Source organism: Synechococcus sp. 65AY6A5, assembly GCF_002760415.1.
Classification (GTDB): domain Bacteria; phylum Cyanobacteriota; class Cyanobacteriia; order Thermostichales; family Thermostichaceae; genus Thermostichus.
On record NZ_AXUW01000001.1, the window covers coordinates 1,761,817 to 1,772,840 of the forward strand.

At 60.9% G+C, this 11,024-nt stretch carries 11 protein-coding genes and 1 pseudogene; 7 read left to right on the plus strand and 5 right to left on the minus strand.

Annotation, left to right across the window (positions count from 1 at the left end):
* Positions 1–213, plus strand: a pseudogene (locus SYN65AY6A5_RS14790) (hypothetical protein); the annotation flags it as partial.
* Positions 214–494: 281 nt separating this feature from the next.
* Here the strand turns inward: SYN65AY6A5_RS14790 and SYN65AY6A5_RS08430 are convergent.
* A complete protein-coding gene (locus SYN65AY6A5_RS08430; protein ID WP_011429465.1) occupies positions 495–914 on the minus strand; it encodes a VOC family protein in 420 nt (139 codons plus the stop codon).
* Between the two features lie 200 nt (positions 915–1,114).
* On the opposite strand from SYN65AY6A5_RS08430, the gene topA reads away from it, so the two are divergent.
* A complete protein-coding gene (topA, locus tag SYN65AY6A5_RS08435) occupies positions 1,115–3,775 on the plus strand; it encodes a type I DNA topoisomerase (protein ID WP_099884235.1) in 2,661 nt (886 codons plus the stop codon).
* A gap of 53 nt (positions 3,776–3,828) precedes the next feature.
* Here the strand turns inward: topA and SYN65AY6A5_RS08440 are convergent, their stop codons facing one another.
* Genes SYN65AY6A5_RS08440 through grxD form a run of 3 tightly spaced genes read right to left on the minus strand, consistent with a single transcriptional unit; the run spans position 3,829 to position 4,871 of the window.
* Positions 3,829–4,179 carry a phage holin family protein gene (locus SYN65AY6A5_RS08440; RefSeq protein ID WP_099884237.1) on the minus strand — a complete coding sequence of 117 codons (351 nt, stop codon included), beginning with the start codon at positions 4,177–4,179 and terminating at the stop codon, positions 3,829–3,831.
* A 39-nt stretch (positions 4,180–4,218) separates the two neighbouring features.
* Positions 4,219–4,521 (minus strand): BolA family protein, encoded by a 303-nt coding sequence (locus SYN65AY6A5_RS08445; protein ID WP_099812425.1) that lies wholly within the window; start codon positions 4,519–4,521, stop codon positions 4,219–4,221.
* A gap of 8 nt (positions 4,522–4,529) precedes the next feature.
* On the minus strand, positions 4,530–4,871 hold the full coding sequence (gene grxD, locus SYN65AY6A5_RS08450; RefSeq protein ID WP_099813250.1) for a Grx4 family monothiol glutaredoxin: 342 nt from the start codon (positions 4,869–4,871) through the stop codon (positions 4,530–4,532).
* 183 nt (positions 4,872–5,054) lie between these two features.
* Here grxD and cysE point away from each other — a divergent pair, with 183 nt between their 5' ends.
* From cysE to SYN65AY6A5_RS08470, 4 genes are all read left to right on the plus strand, one after another.
* Positions 5,055–5,858, plus strand: coding sequence for a serine O-acetyltransferase (cysE, locus tag SYN65AY6A5_RS08455; protein WP_011429460.1), 804 nt, complete (start codon positions 5,055–5,057; stop codon positions 5,856–5,858).
* A gap of 368 nt (positions 5,859–6,226) precedes the next feature.
* Positions 6,227–6,574: a hypothetical protein gene (locus tag SYN65AY6A5_RS08460; RefSeq protein WP_011429458.1), complete on the plus strand. Its 348-nt coding sequence runs from the start codon at positions 6,227–6,229 to the stop codon at positions 6,572–6,574.
* A gap of 469 nt (positions 6,575–7,043) precedes the next feature.
* A complete protein-coding gene (locus SYN65AY6A5_RS08465) occupies positions 7,044–8,867 on the plus strand; it encodes a BamA/TamA family outer membrane protein (RefSeq protein WP_228375416.1) in 1,824 nt (607 codons plus the stop codon).
* A gap of 64 nt (positions 8,868–8,931) precedes the next feature.
* The gene (locus SYN65AY6A5_RS08470) at positions 8,932–9,300 is read left to right on the plus strand and encodes a hypothetical protein (protein WP_011429456.1); all 369 of its coding nucleotides are present in this window, start codon (positions 8,932–8,934) and stop codon (positions 9,298–9,300) included.
* Here SYN65AY6A5_RS08470 and SYN65AY6A5_RS08475 read toward each other — a convergent pair.
* Entirely contained in the window at positions 9,297–10,379 is a 1,083-nt protein-coding gene (locus tag SYN65AY6A5_RS08475; RefSeq protein ID WP_011429455.1) for an Mrp/NBP35 family ATP-binding protein, read from the minus strand. The genes SYN65AY6A5_RS08470 and SYN65AY6A5_RS08475 overlap by 4 nt on opposite strands.
* Before the next feature lie 177 nt (positions 10,380–10,556).
* Here SYN65AY6A5_RS08475 and SYN65AY6A5_RS08480 point away from each other — a divergent pair, with 177 nt between their 5' ends.
* The gene (locus SYN65AY6A5_RS08480; protein ID WP_228375415.1) at positions 10,557–10,844 is read left to right on the plus strand and encodes a DUF6464 family protein; all 288 of its coding nucleotides are present in this window, start codon (positions 10,557–10,559) and stop codon (positions 10,842–10,844) included.
* The last annotated feature ends 180 nt before the right edge of the window (positions 10,845–11,024 follow it).

Sequence of the window (11,024 nt, forward strand, 5' to 3'; positions counted from 1 at the left end):
ATATGTTCAGTACGGATTACTACCAGTTGATCTTTCTGTTTACTTTCGAGTCTGCCAACATGGTAGCCAAAGCAAAGCAGAAAATTGGTAGTAAGACGACACGGAAACTGCGCTTTGGGTATTCTACTCAAAGCTTTGCGGGATACCGCCATTCTGTTTGGACTCCGTCCCGCTAACGCGAATGGAAACAAGCAGAATGCTATCGCTGCATAGTTGAACAGTGATGTTCAGCAGTGTTCAGCGTAAATGTATCAGCTACCTTTCTAGGCGTTACTTTGGGATTGTCTTGACCCTTGGGCCCCATGATCTGATCCGCTTCTCGGCGCAGGCGCCGGACTGGGCGCTGGTTCTGCCCCTGCCACTTTGGCTGGCCCATCAAGGAACGCCTCTAGCGCTGGGATCCTTAAGGGCCAGCCCAGCTAGAGAGAGCGACCGCCTCCACCCGTTCCGTCAATTGAGGAGATATCTCCTGGATCCCTGCGTCGGGGCAAACCTTATTCTGATCCTGGGCATCCCTGGGGGCGGATGAGTTCGATCGGCAGGCCATCGGGATCGGCGATGAACGCCACCTCATAGACTTGGCCGCCAATTTGCTGGCACTGCGGCGGCAACAGCAAGGTAAGGGGCACCTGTGCCTCCAGATGCTGTAGATAGTCGGCCAGGGATCCCCATTCAGGGCCGATCTCCAAAGAGGGATGGTAGTAGCCCACATAGTGGGGATCCCCGAAAGGATCCGGCGCAGGATGGGGCTGCGGCACCTGCATCAGCTCCAGGCGACCCCAGGGGCTGAGCATCCAGCAGGCTAAGGTGATCCCAGCGGTAAACCGTTCTTCCACCACAAAGCCCAGACCCTCGTAAAAGGCGATGGAGCGAAAAATATCGGCGGTGCGAATGGAAAAGTGATGCAGCTTCATGGTTGTGCTAAGAGGTCGAATAGGAGCAGACTGCCCAGGTCAACCGCCCAGGATCGCTAGCCAAGCACAAGCAGACTTGCTAGGCTCCAGAAGAAGTAGCGATAGATCCATAGGTAGACCCGATTGTGGGCGCCGATCCGCCGCACCCCTGGGTCGGGAGGCTCACCACCTTCAGTCGATTCCTTCTAGTCAACATCATCATGCCCAAGCTGGTCATTGTCGAATCTCCCACCAAAGCCCGTACCATCCGCGGCTTCTTGCCCGCCGGCTATGAGGTGCAAGCCTCGATGGGACATGTACGCGATCTGCCGGAGTCGGCCTCTGACATTCCCGAAGAGGTGAAGGGAGAAGAGTGGAGCCGTCTCGGGGTCAATGTCCACGCCAACTTCGAGCCTCTCTACGTGATCCCCAAGGACAAAAGAAAGGTAGTCAAACAGCTGAAGGAGGCGCTTAAGAAAGCCGACGAGCTAATTCTGGCCACTGACGAAGACCGGGAGGGGGAAAGTATCAGTTGGCACCTGCAACAGGTGCTGCAGCCCAAGGTGCCCACCCGCCGCATGGTGTTCCACGAGATCACCCGCGAGGCCATTCAGGAGGCGCTGCAAAATTGCCGTGAGGTGGACGAGCAACTGGTGCGGGCCCAAGAGACGCGCCGCATCTTGGATCGCCTGGTGGGTTACACTCTGTCGCCGCTGCTGTGGAAAAAAATTGCCCCCAAACTCTCGGCAGGTCGGGTGCAGTCGGTGGCGGTGAAGCTCTTGGTGGATCGGGAGCGGGAGCGTCGCGCCTTTAAAAAAGCCACCTACTGGGATCTGAAAGCGGATTTGCAACCGAGGACAGCAAGCCAAGCGGCCTCTTTCCCGGCAGAGCTGGTGAGCCTGGGCGGCAAACGTCTGGCCAGCGGGCAAGACTTCGATCCCAGCACCGGGCAGCTCATAGCCGGACGGGATGTGGTGCTGTTGGATCAAGCCCAGGCCGAGGCCCTACGGGATCGCCTGCTGGGGAAAGCTTGGGTCGTCAGCTCGGTCGAAGAACGCCCCTCCACCCGCAAGCCCGCCCCTCCCTTCACCACTTCCACGCTGCAACAGGAGGCCAACCGCAAGCTGCGCCTGTCGGCTCAGCAGACGATGCGCATCGCCCAAAAGCTCTACGAAGAGGGCTACATCACCTACATGCGCACCGACTCGGTACACCTGTCGGAACAGGCCATCCGCGCCGCCCGCGCCTGCGTGGAGTCGATGTACGGCAAGGAGTACCTCAGCCCCGAACCTCGGCAGTACACCACCAAAACCAAAGGGGCGCAAGAAGCCCACGAGGCCATTCGTCCCGCCGGCTCGGAGTTTCGCCTGCCCAGCCAAACCCCCCTCACAGGGCAGGAGCTGGCCCTCTACGACCTGATCTGGAAGCGCACTGTCGCCAGCCAAATGGCCGAGGCGCGGCAGACCCACACCATCGTGCTCATCGCGGTGGACGATGCGGTGTTTCGGGCCAGCGGCAAGCGCATTGACTTTCCCGGCTTCTTCCGCGCCTATGTGGAGGGATCCGACGACCCAGAGGCGGCTTTGGAAGATCGGGAAGTGCATCTGCCCCTGTTGCGGCAGGGGGATCCCTTGAGCTGCCTGCAGTTGGAGCCGGTGGGCCACGAAACCCAGCCGCCGCCTCGCTATACGGAAGCATCCTTGGTCAAGGTGTTGGAAAGCGAGGGCATTGGCCGCCCCAGCACCTACGCCACCATCCTGAACACCATCATGAGCCGCGGCTACGTCAGGTCGATGGGGAACGCCCTCGTGCCCACCTACACCGCCTTTGCGGTGACCGAGCTGCTGGAAAAATACTTTCCCAACCTGGTGAACACCCGCTTCACTGCCGAGATGGAGCAAACCCTCGATGACATCGCTTCTGGCCAGGCAGACTGGTTGCCCTACTTGCGCCATTTCTTCCTGGGCGAGCAGGGCCTAGAAGGCCAGGTGAAGGCGCGCGAGTTGGAAATCGACTCCGGCCTGGCCCGCTCCATTTACCTGGAGAACCTGCCCGTCAAGATCGGCATCGGCCCCTACGGCCCCTATGTGTCGGTAGAGACTGAATCAGGAGAGGTGCGCGCCAACCTGCCGGAGGATATTCCCCCCGCCGATCTCAGCGCCGAACACATCGAGGAGCTCATCCGGCGCAAGCAGGAAGGTCCCAAGCCCATCGCCTTCCACCCGGAAACCCAAGAGCCGGTCTACGTAATTCCCCAGGGTCCCTACGGCCCCTATGTGCAGTTGGGAGAGGTGTCGGAGGAGAACAAAAAGCCCAAGCGCACCTCCCTGCCCAAAGGGCTGAAGCCGGAGCAGGTCACCCCTGAGATTGCCCTGGGGCTGCTCAGCCTGCCCCGCACGTTGGGGGAGCACCCGGAATCGGGGAAAAAGGTGCAGGCCGGCATTGGCCGCTTCGGCCCCTACGTGGTCTGCGACGGGGATTTCCGCTCGCTGCCTGCCGATGAGGATGTGCTGACCATCAGCCTAGAGCGGGCGCTAGAGCTGCTGGCCCAGCCCAAAAAAGGCCGTGGGCGCGGCTCGGCCAAGCCCCTGCGCGAGCTGGGATCCCATCCTGAGGATGGCGAGCCGGTCACCTTGCACGACGGCCCCTATGGTCTGTATGTCAAGCACGGCAAGGTAAACGCCTCACTGCCCAAAGATCTCTCCCCTGCAGCCGTGACCCTGGAGATGGCTCTGGAACTGCTGGCGGAAAAAGAGGGCAAGGGCCAGGCAAAAGCCAGCCGACCAGCGGCGGCCAAGCAGGCCAAGAAGGCTGAAGCTGCTCCCCAGAAGCAACAATCCCATCCCACCCTGCTGGAGGCTGTCTCCAAAGCTCGGGCTTGAGCGGTGGGGGTAGGGGCAACTTGCTGGCTAACTCGGCTTGTTCTGCAAGGAAACTAAGCAGCTTGTTCAAAAATGCTCCGAACCAAGCTGCTAATGATGGAGAGGGCAATTGCCCCAACCAGTGCCCAGCCGAAGTTGTCAACCTTGAAGGCGTCACCGGCAAGCTTGTCGGCAATGAGCAAGCAAATGGCGTTCAAAATTAGGGAAAACAGACCAAAAGTGAAGATCGTAAGCGGTAGGGTAATCAACTGCAGAAACGGCTTCACCAAGCTGTTGACTAGCCCAATGGCCAGCGCCGCCACCAAGGCACCTCCAAACCCGGAGACGTGGATCCCGGGCAAAAGCCAGGCCAAAATCATCACGCTCAAGGCCGACATCAGCCAGGTGGCCAAAAGAGCTGCCATACTTCCTCCCTTACCCCGCTGGGGCAGCCATTTCGCCCTCTATGCTATCCAATTGTGAGGGATCCCGGCTGTCGGCACCTCTTCCGGGCTGTAAGTTTGCAACGCCAAAGCATGGATACTCTGCCCCATCTCCTCGGCCAGGGCGGCGTACACCAGGCGATGCCGTTGCAGAGAAGTTTTGCCGGCAAACAGAGGCGACACCACCTGCACGCGGTAGTGCCCCCCGGATCCCTGTTGCCGTTCCCCATGGCCGGCATGGCGGTGTGATTCGTCCTCCACGTGGACGTAGAGGGCTTGCAGCTTCTCAGCCAAGAGCTGCCGAAGGCGGTTCGAGGTGAGCATGGGATCCTTTAAGATTGAGTGCCGGCCTTGGCAAAAGCCGCCTCGACCAGGGGACGCAACTCGTTGCGGGCGTGCATCTCTTGGAGGATGTCGCAGCCGCCCACAAACTCCCCGTCAATATAGATCTGCGGAATGGTCGGCCAGTTGGAAAACTCTTTGATCCCTTGGCGAAGCTCAGGATCCTCCAGCACGTTAATTGCCGTGTAGGGGAAGCCCAAGCTATCCAATATGCGAACGGCGGCGTAGGAAAACCCACACAGGGGCATTTCTGGGGTGCCCTTCATGTAAATCAGCACCTTGTGCGTGCGGACCTGGTTGCGGATTTTCTCTTCCAAAAGGGGATCCAGCATGGTAGCCAGCCAGTTTAGCGACAACAGGGGACAGGCCAATTCGGCTCCTATCGTGATCTCATTTTCATCTGCTTTTGACGAAAAGCGTCAACAGGCATCCTGGAGCTTGGCGGGGGATCCCCCTGCTGACAACAAAAAGTGCTAGAAGGGGAAGCAGTGGAGGTTTCTCACCGGAGGCCATTCATGCTAACAGAGTCCTCTCGTGTTAGCGGGACGAAGTCCTTGCCGTCGGCGGTAGAAAGCCCCGAGACAGGGGGGAGTGATTCTCCCTCTTCTGCCAAGCCGGAGCCAAAACTGGGGTTCTGGCAGCAATTCTGGGAAGACATCGACTGTGTCTTCGAGCGGGATCCGGCGGCGCGCAACCGCTGGGAGGTGCTTCTCACCTACCCAGGGGTACATGCTCTCTTCCTGCACCGCATCGCCCATTGGCTGTGGAAACGGCGCTGCTTTTTTCTGGCCCGCTTGCTCAGTTTCATTTCTCGCTCCTTTACGTTGATCGAAATTCACCCGGCAGCCCGGATTGGACGGCGCTTTTTCATCGACCATGGTTGTGGCGTGGTGATCGGGGAGACGGCGGAAATTGGCGATGACGTCACCCTCTACCACGGGGTTACCTTGGGGGGCACCTCTTGGACCAAAGGTAAACGGCATCCCACCCTAGAAGATGGGGTGATTGTGGGCACAGGGGCGAAGATCCTGGGGCCGGTTCGCATCGGTGCTAGAGCCCGCATCGGAGCCAACGCAGTGGTGATTCAAGATGTGGCCCCCGGCATGACGGTGGTCGGGATCCCAGGTCGAGCGGTCATCCCACCCCATCAACGCCGCATCCCCGCCCATGGCATCGACCTAGATCACCACCTCATGCCTGACCCAGTGGGACGGGCGATCGAGCAGTTGTTGCACCGCATTCAAGAGCTGGAAGCCCAGGTGGCCCGCCTCAACCAAGAGCGGGAACAGGACCGCCAGGATCAGGTCAGATGCGAATGAGGCTGCGGCTATGGCGGGGAGCATCCTTGGTGCCGGCTAACTGTAGGGCAGGTTGGCGGCTCAGAACTCCTGGGAAAAGGGGCAGCACCCAGGGCGGTTCTGCTCAGCTTTGCCCGTCTGGCTGTCTGCCCGGGATAACCCCTCGAGCCCAGTCGGCCTGTTTGCCCTCAACCCCGATTGGGCTGTCCAGAATTTTTGCCCACAACCTTTTTGCAGCTTCCTGAGAGGAGGAGGGCGTTTCTGCAAGCTCTCTGTGCCCAGGAGAAATTTTGCTCTAGAGCGTAGCTTTTTTTGCGGCAAGTCGATAGAGCTTTTTGGATGGAACTAGCTAAGGTGCCGGCGTCCCAGCATTTTGGAGAGGAAGGCTGATGTTGCCGAGCAAGCTCATCTTTTCTGGTCTGGCAGCTCTGCTCAGTTTGGGATCCGCTCCAGCCGCTCTGGCCCAGACACTCCTCCCGCAGCAAACAGTGCTCCTCGACAGCAGACAGAACAGCGCCACCCCTCTACAAGGCAATGTCCTACAAAACATCGTCTTCGTTGTGCCCAGCGCCCCAACGCGGCACTTCGCCGGCAGGTGGGGTTGGCACAGCAGCCCCTCACCGCCCCCCGCCCCCATGACAATTCTTATCCTCAACTCCCAAGCCAACCTGTCCGCCGAGGCAGCCAAGCCCCAGGCCTGTGGCCAGCGCTGCCAGGGATCCCTGCGCCTGCCGTAAAGAAGAGGCTGCTGCTTGTACTTCAGCTAGAAGCCGCAGGAGCCCCGCACTGGACTCCCCACCCCCCACACCCCCCGTGTACGGGGGGCGAAGGGGGACTGGGGGCCGCTCCGTTATGTCAACTCGGCCTGTGGCTGGGGAAAGGATGTAGATGGTGCCAAGGGGATTGCGCTTTTGGGGGCTACTGAAAGCCTGCTTCGTGCCGCCTAGCGGTTGGAGTCGGGTAGTTTACACTGCCCAAGCCCGCAATCCGGCTCGCGGCAATGCTCAGCTCTGCCCGGGTCGGGGTTGATATAATTCAGGGCAATTGTCCGCTGCCGGGCAATAAGAAGTTCTGCAACTTAGCTCTTTGGATTTTGGCGGTGTGTGAGGGATCCCTATGAACCGTTCCCAGCAACTCGGACTCCGGCTTGCTTCAGTGTTCGCCTGTGGGGTAGTGCTACGCACCGCTTTCGCGAACGGTCTGTCGATGCGATCCGCGGCTTGGGCGCAATCAGCTCCCCCGCCCGGCACCCTGGATCTGCGCACCAATGGCGATACCCCCGCCCAACCCTCCCCTACACCTACCCCAGCCGCTGGCGAGCCAGAAGTTTTGGTAGCGGAAGTGGTGGTGGAAGGAACCGACGACCCAGAGTTGATCGAGCAGGTTTACAAGGCTATTCGCACGCGGGCCGGCGAGGTCTCCACTCGCTCCCAACTGCGGGAAGACATCAATGCTGTGTTTGCCACTGGGTTTTTTGCCGATGTGCGGGCGGTGCCCTCCGATACGCCCCTGGGGGTGCGGGTTACCTTTGAGGTCAAGCCCAATCCGATCCTCAAAGCCGTGCGCACAGAAGGGGCAAAAGTTCTGGATCCGGAGGTGCTCAAGAAGGCCTTTGCCGATCAAGAAGGGCGGGTGCTCAACTTTGGCGAGCTGCAAGCGGCAGTGGCCGAGATCGAGCAGTGGTACGCCGACAAGGGCTACGTGCTGGCCAAGGTGACCGACGTGCGCTCCTCCGAAGATGGCACCCTCACTCTGGAAATTGCCGAAGGGGAGATCGAGGACATTCGCGTTCAAGGCAACACCAGAACCCGCGACTTCATCATCACCCGCGAGCTCAAGACCAAGCCAGGGGATGTGTTTAACCGCAACCAAATCCAGAAGGATCTCCAGGCAGTTTTCGACCTTAACCTTTTTCAAGATGTGAATGTTGGGCTCAACCCTGGCCAGGATCCCAACAAGGTGGTGGTGGTGGTGAACGTGGAAGAGCGCCGCACCGGCACCTTGAGCGGCACCATCGGCGTCAGCTCGGCCACAGGGGTCTTTGCCGGCCTCAACGTCTCGGAAGAAAACTTGGGCGGCAACAACCAAAGCGCCAGCTTCAACGTGCAGGTGGGCACCAACGAAACTCTGTTCGATTTGAACTTCACCGACCCGCGCATTGCCACGCTGGAGATCCCCACCTCCTACAACGTCAACATCGCCAACCAGCAGAGCTCCAGCTTTGTCTTCAACGAGGGATTGACCCTGCCCAACGGGGATCCCGTGCGCATCAACCGGCTGGGCGGCGGCGTCACCTTCTCCCGTCCCATTGGGGGCAATTGGCGGGCCAGCCTGGGCACCCGCGTCCAATTTGTGGAAGCCCGCAACAGCAACGGCGAGCAGGAGCGCTTCGATGTGCTGGGCAACCCGATTACCTTCAGCGCAAGCGGCCAAGACAGCTACACCACCCTGCGGTTCGGCCTTGTCCACGACAGCCGCGACAACCCCAACAGCCCCAGCCAGGGATCCGTCTTTCGCCTCTCCACCGAACAGTCGGTCCGTCTGTTGGAGAACGGCCTCAACGCCAACCGCCTCGAGACCAGCTACAGCCAGTTCATTCCCGTCAAGCTGTTCGAGACGCGCAGCGAGCGACCGCAGGTGCTGGCTTTTGACGTGCGGGCGGGCACCACGATTGGCGACTTGGCTCCCTACGATGCTTTCCCCATCGGCGGGGGCAGCTCGGTGCGGGGATTTTTTGAGGGCGGCGTCGGCTCCGGTCGCAGCTTTGCCACGGCGACGGCGGAGTTGCGCTTCCCCCTGTTCGACCCGGTGGGGGCGGTGGTCTTCGCCGACTACGGCACCGATCTGGGCAGCGGCGCGGCGGTCATCGGCAATCCGGCGGCGGTGCGCAACAAGCCGGGCAGCGGCTTGGGGCTGGGGGCCGGCATCCGCATCCAATCTCCCTTGGGGCCGCTGCGCATCGACTACGCCATCGGGCAAGGGGAGGCCGGCCGGCCTCAACTGCACTTTGGCATTGGCGAGAAGTTCTAGCTTGGCGGTGGATCTGCTGCCGGCTTGCTATGGTGAGAGCAAGGGCTCGTGAGGGAAGCAACCCATGAAACGGCAACTCGGCCAATCGTTCCGCGGTGGATCCCTGGTACTCTTGTTCTGTGCCAGCCTAGCCCTGACAGGATGTGGGCCGTTGGCGCGCTTAGGCATTGGCACAACCCCGATTGCCCAGATCGAACAAAATCCTTCCCGCTACACCAATGTGTACGTCCGCGGTCGCGTGGTCAACCAGATAGGGGTGTTCGGCCAGGGTGTGTACGAGATCCAAGACAGCAGCGGCTCCCTCTGGGTCATCACCGACAAGGGCTTGCCGGCCATGAACAGCACCGTAACCGTGCGCGGCAAGGCCCAAGAGGGCATTGTCTTGGGAGGACGCAGCTTCGGGGTGTCGTTGGTGGAAGCGGAGCGCTTCTAGCCGGCCCCCAAGGCCAGCATGGAGACGCGGCCGGCCAAGGTTTTGGCGATCTGCTGCAGAGCTTGGGCAGAAGCAGACTCAGGCTGACCGACCACGATGGGCTGGCCCGCATCTCCCCCCTGCCGCAGGGCAATTTCCAGCGGGATCCGCCCCAGCAGTGGGACACCCAGCTCGCGGGCCGTGGTCTCTCCGCCTGCTGAGCCAAAGATGTCGTACTGGCGATCCGGCAGGTCGGGGGGAATGAAGTAGCTCATGTTCTCGACAATGCCGAGGATGGGCACCCCCAACTGGCGAAACATGTTCAAGCCCTTGCGGCTATCCAGCAGGGCCACCGACTGCGGTGTGGTGACGATCACGGCGCCGGCCAAGGGCACCGCCTGCACCAGGGTCAGTTGGGCGTCGCCGGTGCCGGGGGGCATATCCACGATGAGATAGTCCAGCTCCCCCCACTGCACCTGATAGAGAAACTGCCGGATGACGCCGTTGAGCATTGGCCCCCGCCAGATCACCGGCTGATCCCGCCCCACCAGCAGGCCCATCGACACCATCTTGACGCCGTAATTTTCCAGGGGGAAGATGTCTTCGCCGCCGTCCTCCCGCTTGCGCACCAACAAAGAGCGATCCTGGAGGCCCAGCATCAGCGGCACATTGGGGCCGTAGATATCGGCATCCAGCAGCCCCACCCGCGCTCCGCTCTGGGCCAGGGCCACGGCCACATTGACCGAGACGGAGGTTTTGCCCACGCCTCCCTTGCCGCTGGAGATGGCGATGATGTTGCGCACGCCGGGGACAGACTGGCGATCCGGCAGAGAAGGGGAGCGGGGGGTTTCCGCCGTTACTGTGACATCAATGGCTTCAACTGGGGCCAAGCGGCGGATGGCAGCTTTGCACTCGTCCACAATGAATTCCCGCAAGGGGCAGGCCGGCGTGGTCAGCACCAGGGTAAAGGCCACCCGCTTGGGCTCGACGCGAATGTCGCGGATCATGTTCAGTTCCACCAGGCTGCGGCGCAGCTCCGGATCTTGAACCGGGCGCAACGCCTCAAGGATGGCGGCAGCATCGAGGGTGGAGGTGGTCATGGCATTCAAAAACGAGGTAACGGCTCCATTTCTCACTCTAGTCGTTTTTTCTCCCGGCTCTTCGCTGGCTAACCAGGACAGTTGCGAAACTGTCTGCCAAGGCTGGCCCTCTGCCAACCGGCTGGCCTAGGCTGGTTCTGGTTGGAAGACAAGGCTGTTGGCCGACGGAGGAGGGCAATGGTGCCAGCGCTGATCCTGGGAGTCGGTTTGTGGTTGGGCCTGACGTTCTTGGCCCAGTTGCTCCCTCTGCTGGAAAAGAGAGGCTCCCGTCGCCCCTCAAGCTGGGATGAGCCCACTCCCTCCCGCCAGCTGCAGCCCACCTCGAGTTGGGATCCCTCCTGCCGCTACTTTTCTCGCTCGCCCTATCTGCCCTGTGCTGTGAACCCCCTGGGCCCCTGTCGCTGCCCCCACTACGTCGCGCGTTGCCAGAGCTCCACCGACCCAGGAGCGGGGTCAACAGGTTAGTCCCCCTGGTCTCGTGCGGGTATCTTACAGAATTCGTGTGTGGATCTAGACAAGAGTGTGACATCCTCTCCCGCTAAGCCCTGAGGGGCTGTAGACGGGAGCTTCCGAGAATCACTTCCCGGAGTTGCTGCTTCAACGGACTGGTAAACCAGGATCCTCCACAGCCAGAGAGCGGCAGTC